Below are 18169 nucleotides of genomic sequence, written 5' to 3' on the forward strand. Positions count from 1 at the left end.
ACTTCAGCATGTTGTCGAGCAGCTTACCCGCCGGCCCGACAAAAGGTTCGCCGGTCTGGTCCTCGTTTCGGCCCGGGCCTTCGCCGATGAACAGCCATTTCGCCTTCTCGTCGCCGACGCCGAACACGGTCTTGGTGCGGCCCTTGCACAGGCCGCACTTCACGCAACCGGCGACGCTTTCCTTGAGCTGTATCCAGTCCATGGAGGCGACTGCATTAGCCGGCGGCGCATCAGCGACAGGCGGAGGTGCATCGAAGACAGCAACGGGGTCGGCCGCGTCAAATGCGTCGACAACGTCGACAGGCTCAACGACCACTGTCGGCACGTCAGCAATTTCGGGAACATCGCGCCGCTGCCACAGCGGCCCGATACCCATTTCTTCAAGAAAGACGGCCCGGCGTTCCAGGGTCATAGGTGAAACCTCATCACGATGGCATCTTCACGCGTGTTGTCGGCAGCCGGATAGTATCCCTTGCGCACACCGATCTGCTCGAATCCGTATTGCTTGTACACGGCAAGCGCGCGGTGGTTGCTGGGCCGCACCTCGAGCAGGATGGACGTCATGGACTTTTCCTTTGTCACGGCAACGATCTTGTCGAGTTGCAGGCGGCCCACGCCCTTGCCGTGCAAGTCGCGGCGCACGCTGATGTTGAGCAGGTGCGCTTCATCGACCGCCAGCATCACCAGGAAATAGCCAGCCAATGCGCCATCCGTCTCGCGCAAGGTCCACGCCTCGTAACCGCTGTAGAGCGAGTCGAGGAAATTTCCTCGTGTCCAAGGATGGGGGTAAACGTCGTTTTCAATGACCAGCACATTCGGCAAATCGCTCACCTGCATGCGAGCGAATTGCAGGGAGGACAATGTGGGCGATTGCGCAACGAGTTTGTGGATTGCGCTCATGTGGACACCTTCGCCAAGCGCTCGGCCGTCGTCAGCGCGACCTTGTTGCGGAGATAGAGGGGTTGCGCCTCATGCGCCTGCACGGCTCGGCCGGCAGCGAACTCTGCCTCCGCAAGACGGGCGATGGCGCCTGCATGAGGGACGATTTCAGGCATGCTGCCCTTCCATGCATCGAATGCGGACGCATAGGCCGACAGGCCGTTACCGCAAGCAATGGCAGTTCCCTCCACCTTCACGCCGGTGGCCGCTGACAGGGTTGGCTGCGTGACCGATTGCCAGCCGTCGTGGAAACGATACTGCGCCCAGTAGACTTCTTCCATGCGCGCATCGAGCACGGCGAGGATATCCGTGGCGCCGGAAACATCGCGACAAGCGGCAGCCATCGCGAGCAGTGTCACGACGGGAACGACGGGCAGGCCGGCGCCGAAAGCCAGTCCCTGCGCGACGCCGCATGCTGTGCGGACACCAGTGAACGAACCAGGCCCCGCGCCAAAGGCGATGGCATCGCAGCCGGTCAATGGAATGCCGGCTTGCGCAAGCAACGCCTGCACCATCGGCAGCACGGTTTGCGAATGCGTCTGCACGCCGGCGGCTTCATGGGAAATCAGTTGTCCGTGATGCAATAACGCGACCGACGCGAGCTCGGACGATGTTTCGATGGCAAGAATCGTAGGCATGCCGCTATTTTACCGTGACGGCCACCCTAAATTGCGTGTCGGCGCTGCCGTTAACATTACGACTGAAGCGGAGGCAATCATGGAAGTCCGGCAAATCGCCCAACTGGCAACGACACTTGCAACAAACGAAACGAATCAGGCCATCGGCATTGCGGTGATGAAGAAAGCCATGGATATCCAGGCCTCCAGCGCTGCAGCAATGCTGGAAGCGCTGCCGCCTGCAACCGGCGTCAACCTCCCCCCTCACCTTGGCCAGAATATCAACACGACGGCCTGAACAAGTTTCTCTACTGCCGCCTTGCGCGGCAAGCATCACGGCGCGCCTTCCCTTACAATAAGCTCCCGTTTTAATCCGTGCGCCGCCCATGTCCGCGAACAGCATCACTCTCGACAACAACAACCGTCACCAGCTCGCCGAATGGCTTGAGCAGGATGCCTGGATTGTCGCCTGCCTGTGTGCAGCGTGGTGCGATACCTGCCGCGGTTACCGCAGCGGTTTCGACCAATTGTCGGAACAGCATCCGGACAAGCGTTTCCTCTGGATCGACATTGAAGATCAGGCGGATTTCATCGGCGACATCGACGTCGAGAATTTTCCGACGCTGCTCATTCAGCGCGGCTCCAAAGTCGCCTTCTTCGGCACCGTGCTGCCCGACCTGAAGATTGCCGACCGGCTGATCCAGGCGCAGGCCGAGAGCGGTGGCGGCGAGCCTCGCGCCGAGTGGCAGCAGACCTGCAATCTCCTCACCCTGCTAAAGGCGTAACGGCAGGCTGCGCAGGCGCTTGCCGGTCAGTGCGAATACGGCATTGGCCACTGCGGGCGCAATCGGCGGTGTCCCCGGTTCTCCCACACCTTGCGGCGGTTCCGCACTCTTCATCACGATCGTTTCGACATGCGGTACCTGGTTCATGCGCAGCACCGGATAGTCGTGGAAATTTTTCTGTTCGACCATTCCATCCTTGATCGTGACCTCGCCGAACAGCGCTGCACTCAGTCCGAAGACCACGCCCGACTCCATCTGCTGCGCAATGATGTTTGGATTGACGGGGAGTCCGCAATCGATGACGCACGTCACCTTGTGCACCCGGATCTCCGTTCCCTCCACCGATACTTCCACAACCTGCGCCACGATGGAGCCGAAGGATGGATGCAGCGCGACGCCATGCGCGCGTCCGGGCGCCGGCTTGCCGGCTTTCGCGATCGCTGTGTCGAGCACTGCAAGGTGTCGCGGATGCCGCTGCAACAGGCTGCGGCGAAATTCAACCGGCTCCCTGCCCGCCGCATGCGCCAACTCGTCGACGAAGCTCTCCTTGAAAAAGGCATTGTGCGAATGGCCGACCGAGCGCCAATAGCCGATCGGCACAGGTGTCGGCACAGTAACGTGGGCTATCTTCTGGTGCGCGAATTCGTAGGGCATGTCGAAGGCGCCTTCCGCGGTCGTCTTGTCCGGCCCCGCACCGATCAGACCGAAAGTCCGCGCCAGGACCTGGTGCGCAATGGCGCCGGAAGCAATCCTGTTCTCATAGGCGACGACATTGCCGGCGTTGTCGAGCGACGCTGAAAAGCGCGCGAGTGCGGCCGGACGGAAGAAATCGTGTGCGATATCCTGTTCCCTGCTCCAGATGACCTGGACCGGCTTTCCACCGGCCTGCGCCGCGATGGCGACACCCTGCGCGATCATTTCGACTTCGAGGCGCCGTCCCAGGCCGCCGCCGATATAGGTCACGTTGACTGTCACGTCATCGCGGTTGACTCCGGCAACGCGGGCCGCGGTATCGGCGGCAATGCTCGGCACCTGGGTCGATGCCCATAGCGTCACCTTGCCGTCTTTGACCTGCGCAGTGCAATTGACGGGCTCCATCGTGGCGTGGGCAAGGAAAGGTGCACGGTACTCGGCGCTGAGCTGCTTCACTGCTGTGCGGCCGGGATCGGGTTCGCCTGACTGGTGGTACGTGAAGCCGGCATCGCTGTCGAGCTGTGAGGAGAGTTCGCGGAAAACGCCGTCCGTTGATAGCGAAGCATTCGGTCCCGGATCCCAGTCGACAGGAAGCGCATCGGTCGCCTTCCTTGCCTGCCATAGGGATGCGGCGATAACTGCCACGCCGGCCATGCCGGGTGCCGCACCGGAAAAGTCGACTACGCGGACGACACCCGGCATGCCCTTCACCGCATCTCCATCAACTTTTCTGACCGTGCCGCCAATGGTCGGACTCATCTTCACGGCAGCGTAAAGCAGCCCCTCTGGTCTCGGATCGAGACCAAAGACCGCGGTGCCGTTGACTTTTGCTGCCGAATCGCGGCGCGGCTGCGGCTTGCCGATGAGGCGGAAGTCTTTCGGGTCCTTCAGGCGGATGTTGTCCGGCGTACTGTGGACCGCCCTCGCAGCCAGCTCGGCATAGGAAGCCTTTTTTTCGCCATGGAACACCATGCCGTTTTCAGTCCGGCACTGTGCAGGCTGCACGCCCCATTCCTTGGCAGAGGCCGTCACCAGCATGGCGCGTGCAGTCGCGCCTGCCTCGCGCATCGGTCCCCAGGCATCCTTCACGGAGGAAGAGCCGCCTGTGATCATCAACCCGAGTTCCCGCGCTGTCTTGCCAGTGAGCCAAATGACGGCGTCCTTGAACGTTCCAGCGCCATCCGGATGGAAAGGCAGGCCGTCCTGAATCGCGGCAACATTGCCAAAAATCTTGTCGATCGGCGCACGCTCGAGCGTCACCGAGGAAAGGGGAACATCTAGCTCTTCCGCTACCAGCATGGGCAGCGCGGTGTAGACGCCCTGCCCCATTTCGCACTGGGGCATCGCCACCGTCACGGTGCCATCGGGGCCAAGCTTGATCCATCCGTTGAGGCGCACCTCGCCTTCCTGTGCCGGAAAGGGATAGTCCGGATCAAGACGCTGGCGCGGGGGCATCAGGCCCCAGCCGATGATGAGCGCGCCGGTGACGCCGAGGCCGCCGAGCAAGAAACGGCGGCGGGAGGGGTTTATGGGCGTGTTCTTCGATTCGGCAGGCGGCATCGAGTCTCCGTATATTCTTCGGTGTTTCCTGTGGCATCCTAGCCGACTGCCGATTCACCTGTCTCGCAGCAATGTCGAGCGTTTACTCTATAAATTCCAAGAAGAACATGACCGAGAATTTTTTCCAGTCCTTCATCCTCCTGCTCCTCGTCACCGATCCTTTCGGCAATGTGCCGCTGTTCGTGAGTGCCCTTGCAGGCGTGCCGGCTGAACGCCGCGGGCGTGTCGTCGTGCGCGAATGCGCGATCGCTTTCGTGCTGCTCCTGCTGTTCATGTTTTTCGGCCGCCATTTCCTGGCCGCGCTGCAGTTGAGCGACATCGCGCTGCGCATCGGCGGTGGCGTGATCCTGTTCCTGATTGCCTTGCGGATGGTGTTTCCGCAACCGGGTGGCGTGTTCGGCGACGGCGAAGCAGACAGCGAACCCTTCATCGTGCCGCTGGCGATCCCGGCGCTGGCCGGCCCCTCCGCACTGGTGACCGTGCTGCTGTTCTCGTCGAACAGCGCGAAGGAAATGGCCTTGCATGTGGGCGTTCTGTCCCTGGTGGCGGTGGTCTGGCTGGCAGTCCTGCTGAGCGCGGAGCGCATGCAGCGCGTCCTCGGCCCGCGCGTCATGACCGCGTTCGAACGCTTGATGGGATTGATCCTGACGGCAATGGCGGTGGAGATGCTGCTGGCGGGGATCCGCGCGTACGTGAAGTCGCTGGTCTAGAGATAACTGCGCACCCAGTTGGCCAGCCCGGGTTCGTCAAGGATAGCCGCACTGGTCTGCCAGATGACATCGGCCGCTTCCTGCGGCGGGGCTTCGAGTCGCCAGTCGTTCAGGTACAGGAACAGTCCCATCGCCAGCAGCGCGACGCGCTCATTGCCGACCGCGAACGGACGGTAGCGGAGAATGCCGCAGGCATAGGCTGCCGCAACATCGGCGATGTCGACAGGCCGGGCGACGGCCAGGTGGAGCGGATGCGACAGGGCAGCTTCGAGCAACGCATCGTCGCACGGCCCGGAATTGGCGCCCTGCTCCCCGAGGCTTTCTTCGTGCAGCAGGAGCAAGGCATCGGGTTCGACGCAGAACAGGTTCATCCCGACAGCGCGCGCAGCGCGTCCTTGTAGTCCTCGACAAACGCCCGACCGGCATCCACCTGTTCCTGTATCGCAGGATGGTTGGAGGTCAGGAGCAGGCCGTCGGCGGTCTCGGTCAGGTACACCGTGCCGCCCGGGCCACGCTTGAGCTTGGCAAGCACTTCGCGCGGGAGTACCACGCCTAGTGCGTCGCCGAGAGCGATGAGTTTCAATGCATGCATGACTTCCCTGCCAGAGCGGGTCTTCAGTACATGTTAGTCAACGCCCAAGGGAAAGCAAAACTAGATAGTTTTATAGAAATAGAAAGCAGTCAGCGTGAAGCCGACGACGATGATGAAACGCCGCAGCCAGATCGCGGGGATCTTGCGGGCAATGCTCGCACCCCAGTATCCGCCTAGCGTCGCGGTGGCCAGCATGATGAGCGTGTACGGCCAGTCCACCGCGCCCGCGACCACGAAGGTCAGCACCGTGACGCTGTAGATAATCGCCGACAGCAGGTTCTTGATGGCATTGATTTCGTGCACGTCGTCATGACCGGCCATCGCCAGGCTGGCCAGCATAAGGATGCCCATGCCGGCGCCGAAAAATCCGCCGTAGACCGACACCACCGCCTGCCCTGCCAGTGAAGCCGGTGAATTACCGGGCTTGGCCGCCTCAGCACCGCGCAGCATTGCAGAGATGCGGCCGGAAAAGGCAAACAGTACCGTGGCAAACAGCAGCAGCCATGGAATCAGCTTGGAGAAGGTCGCATCCTTGGTCGACAGCAGAAGCAGGCCGCCGCCGATGCCGCCGATGAAGGATACGATGCCCATTGGCACCAGATAGCGCTTGTAGCGCGCCAGTTCCGTCCGATAAGCCCAGGCTCCGGACAGGCTGGCCGGCCACAGGGCGACCGAGTTGCTGGCGTTGGCCGCAACCGGCGGCACGCCCGCCGCCAGCAAGGCCGGGAAGGAAAAGAAGGTGCCGCCGCCGGCCACCGAGTTCATGGCGCCTGCGCAAAAGGCAGCGATGCCGACCAGCGCGACCTGCCATGCCGTCATTTCGCCTCCCTCGATTGGCGGACATACTCAAGAAGCGCCGTCATGTCACGTCCGGTGGCATCCGGCGTCACGCCGAGTTCTTCCAGCGGCGCATTCGCGCGGTTGACCCAGAAGGTGGTGTAGCCGAACCAGGTTGCCCCACAGGCATCCCAGCAGTTGCTCGACACGAAGAGGATGTTCTTTGCCGACAGGCCGAACACGTCTGGCGCCAGTTGATAGGCTTCCGGCGCGGTCTTGTACTTTTTCACCGCATCCACCGACAGGATATGGTTGAAGATGCCGTGCATGCCGTTGGCGTCGACCACGGCTTCCAGCATCTGCGGATTACCGTTGGAAAGGATGGCCATCTTCAGGCCCATGCCCTGCAAATCTTGCAGCACACCGAGGTTTTCCGGGAAAGCCTTCAGCTTGGCGTACTGTCCCATCAGGCTGTTCTGCGCGTCGAGGGTCAGGTCCAGGCCAAGCTTCTTGCAGCTGAAGACGAGCGCGTCCTGCGTCACCTCCCAGAATGGCTTGTAGGTGGCGCACATGGTGCGCAGGCGCGTGTATTCAATCTGCTTGTCGCGCCACAGCTCGGCGAGGGCCGCTCCGCGTTGCGGGAACAGCTTTTCCGCCAGTTCGCCGATGGAGTACACGTCGAACAGGGTACCGTAGGCGTCGAAGGCGATGGCTTGAATGCTCATGAATGGTGGAACGGATTCAACAGGCTTCGAGTATATGCAATGGAAATACACATAAACAAAACAAAAAATCACTTTATTATTGCGTTTTAGTATCAGATTCAATATCGTCCGAACATGGATCAATTCAAGCAGATTTCCACATTCGTCGAAGTGGCTGCCAAGGGCAGCCTCACCGCTGCCGCACGCGCCGAAGGCATCGCACCGGCAATGATCGGGCGCCGGCTGGATGCGCTGGAAGAACGGCTGGGCGTGAAGCTGCTGCAGCGCACCACACGCAAGATCGCGCTGACGAACGAAGGCGTGGCCTTTCTCGAGGATTGCCAGCGCATCCTGGCCGAACTGGAGGAAGCCGAAAGCGCCGTCTCGGAGCGCAGCGCCCGCGCCAGTGGCCATCTGCTGATCTCGGCACCCGCCGGCTTCGGACGGCAGCACGTGGCGCCGCTCATCCCCTCCTTCCTTGCCCTGCACGGCAATGTCAGCGTCACGCTCAACCTCAACGACCGCGTGGTCGACCTGATCGGCGAAGGCATCGACGTCGCCATCCGGATTGCCGCGCTGTCCGACTCCAGCCTGATCGGCGTGAAACTGGCCGACAACAAGCGCGTGGTGGTAGCCTCGCCCGCCTATGTCAAGCGGCATGGCGCGCCGGCATCGCTCGACGACCTCGCCCGGCACAATTGTCTCGCCATGAGCAGCGAAGGCAGCCAGCGCGGCTGGACCTTCCGTCACAATGGCAAGAATGTCACGCTGAAGGTCGCCGGCAACATGGTCTGCAATGACGGCGCGGTGCTGCATGACTGGGCCCTGTCCGGCAAGGGTCTGGCCTGGCGCTCGATGTGGGAAGTCGGCAACGCGATCGAAACGGGCCAGCTCGTTACCGTGCTGGACGAGTTTGCCGCGCCTGGCAACGACATCTACGCCGTGTTCGCCCAGCGGCGCCATCTTCCGCTGCGCATCCGCGCCTTTGTCGACTTCCTCCGCCATGCCTATGGCCAGTCGGGCTATTGGCGCAAGTAACCGATGCAAGTCTTTCATCCCTGACATGCAGGTTTTTCACCCATGCGCGAAAAGCCACATGAAAGAATTAGCGCCCATTTCCTCTTGGAAATAGCTAGAATCGACAGGACCGCTTCCTGCGGCATTCACACAAATGGAAGGAGATCTCACATGAAAGCCTTGTTCAAAGGACTTGCATTGCTGGCATTCGCTGGCTTCGTCAGCTCGTCGGCGGTAGCGGCGGAACGCGCCACGGCGGAAGAAGCCACTGCCCTCGTCAAGAAAGCCGTCGCCTACATCAAGGCCAACGGCAAGGAAAAGGCCTTCGCCGCGATCAACGATCCGAAGGGCCAGTTCGTCGACCGTGACCTGTATATCTTCGTGTATGACATGAAGGGCACGAACATGGCGATCGGCAACGGCAACGCTTCCAAGATGAATGGCAAGAACCTCATGGACCTGCGCGACGCAGACGGCAAGTACATCATCAAGGGCTTTATCGACCTGCTCGGCACCAAGAACGGCGGCTGGTTCGATTACAAGTGGCCGAACCCGGTCACCAAGGCCGTCGAGGCGAAGTCGAGCTATGTGGAAAAGGTGGACGACTTGATCGTCGGCGCCGGGATCTACAAGCAATAATCCGGCAGATGTGAAAACGGCCACCTCGCGGTGGCCGTTTTTCATTGTGCACTCAGAACTGGTAGCCGACGCGCAGTGCGCCCCAGTGCTTGCCGTTGACGAAGAGCGGAACCGACAGGTCCTTCATCACGGCGAAATTCCCACCGCCCATGTCGCGCCGGTACGTCTGCAGCAGGAAGGGTTTGCGGTTGTTGATCGCAGCCCATTCAGTACGGCCGACGAAGAAGCGGCGGTTGCGCGAATTGGCCTGGTTCCAGAGGGGATCGCCGCCTTGCGGCTTGGAAAACTTGCGGTTGTGCGTGGGGATGTAGCCCTTGCGGTCGGTGGCAACACTGAAAACTACCTTCGGTGACAGCGTCAGCAATTTTTCAAGCACGTCCGGCAACATCTTGTCGCAGTATGGCGTGAAGCGGGCCATGAACTGCTCGGGGTTGGTGCCGGGAATCGGCTGGTGGTGTTCGTCAAACAGGTCTGCCATCGACAGTGTCCCGCCACGTATGCCTTCTTCGAACAGTGTAGTGATGCGTTGGCCTGCCGCAGTCACTGCTTCGATGAAGGGCGTGTCCTCAGTTCGCACGCCGCTTTCAGCCGCCATTTCAATCAGGGATTCGGAGAGCGACAGGAAGCCCTCGGCGCGCTTGCGTGCGTTTTGCAGTGCCGTTGCCGTATTGTCCACCTGGTTGGACAGGCCTTTCACGGAATCGAGTACGCCGGCACAGCTGGCGAGGTTGTGTTGCGCCGCATCCGCGATCTCGGCAACGCCGCGCTCGACTTCGGAAACAGCGGCATCGAAAGTGCCCCCCTTTCCTCCACTGGCCTGGCCCTTGGACTGGATGTCGTCAGCCAACGTCTTGATGCGGGCATCGAGCTGGGTGACGGTGCTCATGATGAGCTTGGACGACTGTTCCACCTTGGCGGCAAGGTCGCGCACCGCGTCAGCGACCACGGCAAAACCGCGTCCTGCCTCGCCGGCACGCTTGGCTTCGACGGATGCGTTGAAGGCGACAAGTCGGGTCTGCAGGGCGATCTGGGTAATCTCGTTGGCGGCATCGGCGACTTCGGACAGGTTGTCCGTCACCGCAATCACGCCCTGGCCGATCTGTTCGACCGTCTTGCGTGCGCGGCGGACCGATTCGGTGCTGGCCTTGGTGACGGCCTCGATCTCGTGGTTGGCGCGCACCATGGCGCCGATCTCGTCCGCAAGGGCCTTGAAGGTTTCCGCTTGTCGGCCGCTCAGTGCGGCGAGGTCATCGATCAGGCCGTTGAGTTCGGCCGATTCCTTGCCGATGCCGGCCGCCTCATGGGCGATACCGCCTACGACACGTTCGAGATCGACTGCCGGCGGCTCCTGGCGAATTTCCGGCTCATGCATTGCCTTTCCGAATTTGAACATCTCTCCCCCATAGTTTTTTTAAATTTGTTTGCAGGTGCATCGTACACCGACATTTGCCTGCATGGATGGAGAAGATGCATTTGAGCAACTTGCACAAAACCGATCGCCCAAACAAAAATGCCGTCCAGTGTTTCCACTGGACGGCATTTCTTCAGAACCGGTTCAGCTTACAGCGGCTGAATTGCCGATGCTTGCTTGCCCTTCGGGCCGGTAGTCACTTCGAAGGAAACACGCTGGTTTTCCTTCAGCGACTTGAAGCCGTTGGATTGGATCGCGGAGAAGTGCGCGAACAGATCTTCGCCGCCTTCATCCGGAGTAATGAAACCAAAACCTTTTGCATCGTTGAACCATTTGACAGTGCCAGTTGCCATGACATTTCCTTAATTACAGTTGAATGGGCTTTCGCCCGGGTGTTTCTTGAAGCAGAAAGAAATGACAGAGCAATACTGCACACTACTAGTTCAAACTTCAATTGGAAGTCGATTGTACTGCATATTTTGAAAAGCGGTGAATTATCTTGATTGCACTTTTTTATCAACAATCTTCACATATCTCCCAGCGCCCGCTGGCATGCTTGGTGCATGAAGGACAACGAATCCTTTCCCCATCCAACGCAACATCATCATGCACGCCACTTCACCCAACCCGGACACACCGGGCGACGAACCTTCCACGCCCGCCCGCCGCCCTGCCGCCCTCAAGGTGGTAGCAGGCGACAAGGCATTGCAAAGGACCCTGCAGGATACCTTCGGGATCCGCCAGCTGCGGCCCGGCCAGCGGGAAGTCATCGAAAGCGTACTTCAGGGAAATAACACGCTGGCCATCATGCCGACAGGCGCAGGCAAGTCCCTCTGCTACCAGCTCCCTGCGTTGAAAATGCCGGGCGTGACGGTCGTCGTCTCGCCACTGATTTCGCTGATGAAGGACCAGGCCGGCAAGCTCGAAACCGCCGGTGTCCCGGCTGCTGAAGTCAACAGCACGCTCAGTACGCGGGAAGAAGAATCGGTCCTCGAGAGCATCCGGCAGGAAGACACGGAATTCATTTTCGCCACGCCGGAACGGCTGTCCGATCCCGACTTCCTTGCCACGGTGCGCGAGAGCCGCGTGAGCCTGTTCGTGATCGATGAAGCGCACTGCATTTCCCACTGGGGACATGATTTCCGCCCGGCTTACCTGCATCTCGGCGCGGTGATCGATGCGCTTGGCAACCCGCCGGTACTGGCGCTCACGGCAACCGCTACCAGCAACGTCATCGAAGACATCGGCAAACAGCTCGGCTTGCCGGACATGCATGTCATTAATACCGGTATCTATCGGTCAAATCTGCACTACCGGGTGGTAACCGCTACCAGCGAGCAGGAGAAACTTTCGCTCGCCCTTGCGCTTGCACGCGAGGCGGAAGGCTCGGGCATCATTTACACGGCGACCGTGAAGGCAGTCGAGGAAGTGCACGCTGCACTTCGTGAGGCCGGTGAAAGCGTTACCTTCTATCACGGCCAACTGGCGGCCAAGGCGCGCCACCAGAACCAGGATGACTTCATGAGCGGCGCCAGCCGCATCATGGTCGCCACCAACGCGTTCGGCATGGGTATCGACAAGAGCGACATCCGCTTCGTGATCCATTACCAGATACCGGCGAACCTTGAAGCCTACTATCAGGAGTCCGGGCGCGCCGGGCGCGATGGAGAAGATGCCGACTGCATCCTGCTCTTCCATGCGAAGGACAAGCAGGTGCAGCAATTTTTTCTGGCACGGCGTTATCCGGGCGCAGACGACCTTGGCGCGGTCTATGCCGCCCTGCAGGCGCTGTCACCGGAGCAGCATGCCGTGTCCCTGGCGCGGGTGCAGGCGCACCTGGACGGGGTATCCGATACCCGGCTGCAGGTAGCGCTCAAGCTGTTGAAGGATGGCGGCCTGCTGGAACAGGATGACAAGCTGGATTACCACCTCCTGCGCCAGCGCGTGAAGCCGAAGGAATTGAAGGAACTCGTGCACACCTACCGCGACAAGAGCGCGCGCGACCACGCGGCGCTGGAGCGCATGGTGTTCTATGCCCAAACCGGTTTCTGCCGCTGGAAAGTGTTGCTGGAATATTTCGGCGAGCACAGCAGCTGGTCCCGCTGCGGCGTATGCGACAACTGCAGGCAGCCGCCGGAGCAGGCCCTAAGTCCGGAGCATCCGCGCCAGCAGTTGACGCGTGCCGTGCAAGCGCCTGCGAACACGTTGCAGGCTGGCGCGACGGTCAAGGTGCCGAAATACGGTGAAGGACAGGTGGTGTCCGTCGAGGGTGACAAGGTCACGCTTCGCTTCCCCGACAGCAGCAAACGCACCTTTTTGCGCAGCTACGTCGAACGGTCCTAGTTCGTCGACGCCGGGGTGCGGGTGTCCTGGCGCAGCAGGCGTTCGAACACGTCCGGCGGAACGGGCTTGCTGAAGTAGTAGCCCTGCATTTCATTGCAGCCGTGGTTCTGCAGGTAGATCAGCTGCTCGTGCGTTTCCACGCCTTCCGCGATCACGTGGCGCCGCAGGTTGTGCGCGAGCGAGATGATCGATGCCACGATGGCCGCATCGTCCGGCGTCAAGGTGATATCGCGCACGAAGGACTGGTCGATCTTGAGGGCGTCGATCGGCAGGCGCTTGAGGTAGGACAGGCTGGAATGCCCGGTGCCGAAATCGTCGAGCGAAAGCTGCACGCCCAGCGCCTTGAGTTCGCCCAGCAGGCCGATCGCGCGATCGACGTCGGTCATCACCAGGCTCTCCGTCAGTTCCAGTTCGAGCAGGTGCGGCGCAAGTCCGGTTTCCTGCAGCGTTCCGGCAATCACGTTCACAAGGTCGTGTTGCGCGAACTGGCGCGCCGACAGGTTGACGCCCACGCGCAACGGACCGAGGCCCGCACGCTGCCATGCCGCTGCCTGGGCGCAGGCGGTGCGCAGCACCCATTCCCCGATCGGCACGATCAGCCCGGTCTCTTCAGCCAATCCGATAAAGCGCAGCGGCGGAATCATGCCCAGCGATGGATGCTGCCAGCGGATCAGCGCTTCCATGCCGACTGTGCGGCCGGTTTCCAGGTCGATCTGCGGCTGGTAATGCAGGACGAATTCGTTGCGCTCCAGCGCATTGCGCAGGTCGCTTTCGATGCGCAGGCGCTCGAGCAGGCGCTCGTTCATTGCCGCGGTGTAGAACTGGAAGTTGTTGCGCCCGCTTTCCTTGGCGCGGTACATGGCGATATCGGCGTTCTTGATCAGTGTTTCGGGATCGTCGCCGTCCGTGGGGTACACCGCCACGCCCGTACTGCAGCCGAGGAAGAATTCGTGGCCGTCGACCACCAGCGGTTCCGCCACCGCGTCCATGATGCGCTGGACGACGGTGGTAGTGAGCCGTTCGTCGAGGCGTTCCGGCAGCACCAGCACGAATTCGTCGCCGCCAAGGCGGGCGACGGTATCCGATTCACGTACCGCTGCCTGCAGCCGTGCGGCGACCGAGTTGAGAACGATGTCGCCTGCCTTGTGCCCCAGGCTGTCGTTGACGAACTTGAAACGATCGAGGTCGACGAACAGCACCCACACCGAGTAGCAATAGCGCGACGCATAGGCAATCGCCTGGTTCAACCGATCCTGCAGCAGCGCACGATTGGGCAGCCCGGTGAGGATGTCGTGGCCCGCGTGGTATTCGAGCTGCTGCGCATACTTGCGGCGGGCAGCTTCGGCACGCAATGCAGTGATGCCGTAGGCAAGGTTGTCGGCCAGCTCTTCCGCCACGCGCACCTCATCCGGTCCGAAGGCATTCGCCTCGTGCGAATAGATCGTCAACGCCCCGAGGATCGCGTTACCGGCTTTCAGTGGCAGCGACATGGCGGACACGATCCGGTGACGGACCATGAACTCGCGCCAGGGCGCATGCACCGCGCCAGTCTGCATGTCATGCACGACCGCGACCCGGCCCTCGCGGATCGCAGTGCCGGTCACCCCCCTTGCTGTCGGCTCATTACCCCAGGTCACATGGTTGAGGGTCGCGACGAGTGCGCCCTCCTCCACCTCGGCCATCGCCGCAGGCCGGACCTTCCGTTCCGCGCCGTCTTCGGCAAAACCGACCCAGGCGAAGGGGAAGCCGCTGATATCCCGGAAGATCTGGCAGATCTCGGTCAGCAGCGCCGTCTCGTCGGTCGCGCGCACCAGCGCCTGGTTGCTCGCGCTCAGCGCGCGCAATGCGAGGTCGAGCCGTTTGCGCTCGGAGATGTCGAGCATGATGCCGATGGTCGCGTTCTCGCCGTCGATCTGCATGGTCGAGCCGAAGACTTCGACATCGAACAGCGTGCCGTCCTTGCGGCGCGCGCGGCGCTCGTAATGCACTTCGTTGATCTCGCCGCGCAGCCTGCGCTGCACGTTTTCCTCGACGATGCCGCGGTCGCTGTCGACAACCAGGTCGTAGACGGCAACGGCTGCGGTCATTTCCTCGGGTGTGTAGCCGAAGATCTGCGCCATCTTGGGATTAACGAACCGAAAACGTCCATGCTGGGCAATGTAAACCCCGACGACGGAGTTCTCGGCGAATCCGCGGAACATGGATTCCGCCTGTTGCAGGCTCAGGCGCTCCTGATCGATACGGTTGATGAGTTCACCGATGCGCCGCGCGGAATCATTGAAGCGGCCGGCAAGCATGCCGATCTCGTCGTTGCTGTTGCAGTCGACGCTTACATGGTAGTTGCCCGAGGCCAGATCGTCGCTGCGCTCTGCCAGTTCGCGCAGCGGCTGCACAATGCGCTTGCGTACAAGCACGAACACGGCAGCCAGCACCAGCGCATCGAGCAGGAGCAGCGCATGCATCTTCATGAGCGCCCGTTCCTGCTCCCGGCTGGCGGCCTCTGTCAGCGAGCCGACCAGCGATTCAGCATCGGCCAGGACGCGGGCGGCGCCGTCGGTGATCCGCAAGGTCGAGCCTTCGGAAGCATGTCCCTGCAATACCGCCTCGACCTCGCTGCGGTAGAGGCGCCAGTCGGCCCGGATGGCATCGAGCCGGGCGAGGTGCGGCTGTGACAGCATCTCGATGCGGTAGCCGAAGGCTTCCCCGCCCCCGGCAAGCGCCTTGAGGGCGGTATCGAAGTCGTTCATCGCAGCCTGGACGCCAGCCTTTCCCGCTCCGGGCAGCTGCATGGCCTTGCTCGCCTCGAAAGCGATTTTCTGGCTGAGCATGCGCAGCTTGCCGGCGACACTGACCGTCTCGGCCACACCGTTGACGTTGTCCAGCATGACCCGCACAACCATCAGGTTGGCAACCGCGAATACAAGGATGACCGAGAAGACTATTGCAATCTTCCGGCTGATCGTCGACCCCGGCAGCTCTGCGCCTGCCTTGGAATCAGGTAGATGCGGAGCGAGATCGTCCGCCATAAGGTCCCCAGCTTTTTAATGGTTCTCTAATCAGTATGACTGTTTTTTCCAGGAAGGGAAATTGCCGTCAGGAACTAGCCCATTCGCCCTATATCCTTACCGCCTTGCGGATGCGCTTGGTATTGAACATCCGCTTGTCGGCGATTTTCAGCAGCGCGTCGACATCCTCGCCGTCTTCCGGAAACAGCGCCCAGCCAATGGATGCGCCCACACACGCCTTGCCATGGTCGAGCATGACCGGCTCCTCGACGATGCAGCGGATCTTTTCCGCCATGGCAACCACGTCGTTGGCGTCCGTCACGCCCTTGAGCAGGACCACGAATTCGTCGCCGCCATAGCGTGCCACCACGTCGGTCACCCGCACCGATTCCTTGAGGCGGGAGGCGACCGTCACCAGCATCCTGTCCCCGGCGCCATGCCCATGCTGGTCGTTGATTTTTTTGAAATGGTCGAGGTCGATGAAGAGCAACGCAAAGTTCGGCCGGTCTCCCGTCTTCTGCTCCAGCTGCCGGCGCAGCGACGCGATCTGGGCGATCAGCGAGGCACGGTTGAAGACCGCGGTCAGCTTGTCGATGCGCAGGTTGTACTCCATCTCGGAGAAGGACAGCGCCAGTTGGCCGATCTCGTCTCGGCGCCGGATGTTGAGCTGTGGCAGAGGCTCGCCGTCGCCAATCTTCCTGGCCGCTTCGGTCAGCACGCGAATGTCGCGCAGCACCCGGTTGAGGATGGACAGGCCGAGAACCAGCGCGACCACGACGCACATGACGGCAATCGCCATGCCCTGGATGAAGCTGCTGCTCACGCCGCCCATGAAGTCCGAGCGCGGCACAACCACGACGGTTGTCCAGTCCAGGCCGAACTGCTGCCCCGTAAGGCTGGCGGCAATGTCCAGCATGCCTGAGCCGGCGGTGGACTCGACCGACAAAGGGGCTGACGTGGCGGTTGCATCCTTTTTCCATTCGAGCACGCGGGCGGATGCTTCGCGGATCAGCGGGGCGGTCAACTCGTCGACCCGCAGGCGTGACGGCACGCCATTGACCATCCGGAACGGCAGCTCGTTGCCCGAGGTAGCGATCACGTAGCCCTGCGCGTCCATCACGAAAGCCATGCCGTTGGAGCTGACCTTCAGCGTGCGCAGGAAATCCGTGAGCACCTTGAGGGTGACGTCAGTGGCAATCACGCCGGCCAGCCGGCGGTCCGGACCGTAGACCGCGCGCGCCAGGGTAATCGTCGGCTCGCGGGTCGTATAGTCGCTGTAGACGGGCGACCAGACCGGCGCATTTTTTTGTGCCGCCACCCCGTACCACGGGCGCTGGCGCGGATCGTAATCGTCGGTGCGAATGATTCGCCCGCGGTCGCCCGGACCATGGACGGAATGGATCTGCCGTTTCGCAGCGCCAGGCTCGCGCAGCAGCAGTTCGACAAAATCCCTGTTGACCCGCTTGACACCCATGAAGCTGCCGTCCGCGCCACCGAAATAGACGTAGTTGCTGACATCCGTGAACAAGCCGCTGGCAATCCACAAGCGCTCCTCCAGCGTGGCCATATGCATGGTAAAAGCTTGCGGACGCGGCAGCATGCCGGGGTCGGGGTCGACCGCGTTCAGCGCGGTAATTGCACCCGCCAGATGCTGCTCGGTCGCGCTGCTGATGCGACTGGACATGTCGCCGAGGACTCGGCGCGAAAGCGTTGCGACGGCCGTCTCCCCCGCCTGGTACGACACCCAGGCGATGGCCGCGGAAACGAATAGCACAAGAAGCACGTACGGCAGTACCAGTTGCCGCCGCAATGAAGAATTGTTCATGGTCCCTCGAATAACCGAGGCCATGTGGAAGGCTCCGGTCGCGTTTTTATGTTCTTTTTTGCCGCATTATATATCCGCAGAGCAATAAATTACCGATAGACAACAAGCCACCACGGACATTCCTGATGGCCGATGCACGTATTGAAATAAACATATCGTCATTGAGATTTATCAAACTCGGCTCAGGCACTTAACCATGTCCGCTTTCTCAAACTAGCCGAGAACGCAATATTGGAGCCCGATCAACGTTGCGAAACGGGTGGAAGCGGGTTCTACAACTATATTTTCTTGAGAGGAACCGATATGAAATATTCAGTATTGCTCGCGGCGCTTGTCGCCACATTGAGTCTTGGCGCGTGCAACAAGGATTCGGGCAGTGCTGGCGCTGGCGCCGGCAGCACGGGTACGGCAGGGTCGACCAGCGGCACCGCCAGCAGCGGCACGGCCGGCAGCACGGGTTCGCCCAGCAGCGCTACCGCTCCAACCCCGCCCAGCTCGACGGCTGGTACGACAGGCAGCACGACCGGAAGCACGAGCGGCACAGGCAGTTCG

The 18169-nt window shown here is 61.4% G+C and carries 18 protein-coding genes and 1 pseudogene; 6 read left to right on the top strand and 13 right to left on the bottom strand.

Annotation, left to right across the window (positions count from 1 at the left end):
• From AYR66_RS29985 to tsaB, 3 genes are all read right to left on the bottom strand, one after another.
• The coding region (locus AYR66_RS29985) for a uracil-DNA glycosylase (RefSeq protein WP_272938337.1) at positions 1-412 on the bottom strand (412 nt) is incomplete at its 3' end.
• Positions 409-900: a ribosomal protein S18-alanine N-acetyltransferase gene (gene rimI / locus AYR66_RS11260; protein ID WP_234814880.1), complete on the bottom strand. Its 492-nt coding sequence runs from the start codon at positions 898-900 to the stop codon at positions 409-411. The genes rimI and AYR66_RS29985, both read right to left, overlap by 4 nt.
• Positions 897-1577: a tRNA (adenosine(37)-N6)-threonylcarbamoyltransferase complex dimerization subunit type 1 TsaB gene (gene tsaB, locus AYR66_RS11265; RefSeq protein WP_088707565.1), complete on the bottom strand. Its 681-nt coding sequence runs from the start codon at positions 1575-1577 to the stop codon at positions 897-899. Before tsaB ends, rimI begins: the two co-directional genes overlap by 4 nt.
• 79 nt (positions 1578-1656) lie before the next feature.
• Here tsaB and AYR66_RS11270 point away from each other — a divergent pair, with 79 nt between their 5' ends.
• Both AYR66_RS11270 and AYR66_RS11275 read left to right on the top strand, forming a co-directional pair.
• Positions 1657-1854: a YjfB family protein gene (locus AYR66_RS11270; RefSeq protein ID WP_088707566.1), complete on the top strand. Its 198-nt coding sequence runs from the start codon at positions 1657-1659 to the stop codon at positions 1852-1854.
• Between the two features lie 88 nt (positions 1855-1942).
• Positions 1943-2341, top strand: a complete 399-nt coding sequence (locus tag AYR66_RS11275; protein ID WP_088707567.1) for a thioredoxin family protein — start codon at positions 1943-1945, stop codon at positions 2339-2341.
• Here AYR66_RS11275 and AYR66_RS11280 read toward each other — a convergent pair.
• A complete protein-coding gene (locus AYR66_RS11280; protein ID WP_088707568.1) occupies positions 2330-4594 on the bottom strand; it encodes a xanthine dehydrogenase family protein molybdopterin-binding subunit in 2265 nt (754 codons plus the stop codon). The two genes, AYR66_RS11275 and AYR66_RS11280, sit on opposite strands and share 12 nt — an antisense overlap.
• Positions 4595-4701: 107 nt before the next feature.
• Between AYR66_RS11280 and AYR66_RS11285 the strand changes: the two genes are divergently transcribed.
• Complete coding sequence (locus AYR66_RS11285) at positions 4702-5304, top strand: MarC family protein (RefSeq protein WP_088707569.1); 603 nt, start codon at positions 4702-4704, stop codon at positions 5302-5304.
• Here the strand turns inward: AYR66_RS11285 and AYR66_RS11290 are convergent.
• From AYR66_RS11290 to AYR66_RS11305, 4 genes are read right to left on the bottom strand one after another with little or no spacing between them, the layout of a single operon-like run.
• Positions 5301-5675, bottom strand: coding sequence for a type II toxin-antitoxin system death-on-curing family toxin (locus tag AYR66_RS11290; RefSeq protein WP_088707570.1), 375 nt, complete (start codon positions 5673-5675; stop codon positions 5301-5303). The genes AYR66_RS11285 and AYR66_RS11290 overlap by 4 nt on opposite strands.
• Positions 5672-5896 carry an AbrB/MazE/SpoVT family DNA-binding domain-containing protein gene (locus AYR66_RS11295; RefSeq protein ID WP_088707571.1) on the bottom strand — a complete coding sequence of 75 codons (225 nt, stop codon included), beginning with the start codon at positions 5894-5896 and terminating at the stop codon, positions 5672-5674. Before AYR66_RS11295 ends, AYR66_RS11290 begins: the two co-directional genes overlap by 4 nt.
• A gap of 60 nt (positions 5897-5956) precedes the next feature.
• Complete coding sequence (locus AYR66_RS11300; protein ID WP_088707572.1) at positions 5957-6715, bottom strand: sulfite exporter TauE/SafE family protein; 759 nt, start codon at positions 6713-6715, stop codon at positions 5957-5959.
• Complete coding sequence (locus AYR66_RS11305; protein ID WP_088707573.1) at positions 6712-7398, bottom strand: haloacid dehalogenase type II; 687 nt, start codon at positions 7396-7398, stop codon at positions 6712-6714. Before AYR66_RS11305 ends, AYR66_RS11300 begins: the two co-directional genes overlap by 4 nt.
• A 114-nt stretch (positions 7399-7512) precedes the next feature.
• On the opposite strand from AYR66_RS11305, the gene AYR66_RS11310 reads away from it, so the two are divergent.
• Entirely contained in the window at positions 7513-8415 is a 903-nt protein-coding gene (locus AYR66_RS11310; protein ID WP_088707574.1) for a LysR family transcriptional regulator, read from the top strand.
• A 150-nt stretch (positions 8416-8565) separates the two neighbouring features.
• Positions 8566-9033: a cache domain-containing protein gene (locus AYR66_RS11315; protein WP_088707575.1), complete on the top strand. Its 468-nt coding sequence runs from the start codon at positions 8566-8568 to the stop codon at positions 9031-9033.
• A 52-nt stretch (positions 9034-9085) separates the two neighbouring features.
• On the opposite strand, the gene AYR66_RS11320 is transcribed toward AYR66_RS11315, so the two are convergent.
• Together AYR66_RS11320 and AYR66_RS11325 are read right to left on the bottom strand one after the other, a co-directional pair.
• Entirely contained in the window at positions 9086-10426 is a 1341-nt protein-coding gene (locus tag AYR66_RS11320) for a methyl-accepting chemotaxis protein (RefSeq protein ID WP_088707576.1), read from the bottom strand.
• A 167-nt stretch (positions 10427-10593) separates the two neighbouring features.
• Positions 10594-10797 (bottom strand): cold-shock protein, encoded by a 204-nt coding sequence (locus AYR66_RS11325; protein WP_088707577.1) that lies wholly within the window; start codon positions 10795-10797, stop codon positions 10594-10596.
• A gap of 253 nt (positions 10798-11050) precedes the next feature.
• On the opposite strand from AYR66_RS11325, the gene AYR66_RS11330 reads away from it, so the two are divergent.
• Positions 11051-12787, top strand: a complete 1737-nt coding sequence (locus AYR66_RS11330) for a RecQ family ATP-dependent DNA helicase (RefSeq protein WP_088707578.1) — start codon at positions 11051-11053, stop codon at positions 12785-12787.
• Here AYR66_RS11330 and AYR66_RS11335 read toward each other — a convergent pair.
• From AYR66_RS11335 to AYR66_RS29530, 3 genes and pseudogenes are all read right to left on the bottom strand, one after another.
• Entirely contained in the window at positions 12784-15813 is a 3030-nt protein-coding gene (locus AYR66_RS11335; RefSeq protein WP_088707579.1) for an EAL domain-containing protein, read from the bottom strand. The two genes, AYR66_RS11330 and AYR66_RS11335, sit on opposite strands and share 4 nt — an antisense overlap.
• Before the next feature lie 88 nt (positions 15814-15901).
• Positions 15902-17617 (bottom strand): sensor domain-containing diguanylate cyclase, encoded by a 1716-nt coding sequence (locus tag AYR66_RS11340; RefSeq protein WP_170942121.1) that lies wholly within the window; start codon positions 17615-17617, stop codon positions 15902-15904.
• A 278-nt stretch (positions 17618-17895) separates the two neighbouring features.
• Positions 17896-18169: pseudogene (locus tag AYR66_RS29530) on the bottom strand (hypothetical protein); the annotation flags it as partial.

The sequence above is a fragment of the Noviherbaspirillum denitrificans genome (assembly GCF_002211445.1).
GTDB classification, from domain to species: Bacteria; Pseudomonadota; Gammaproteobacteria; order Burkholderiales; family Burkholderiaceae_D; genus Noviherbaspirillum; species Noviherbaspirillum denitrificans.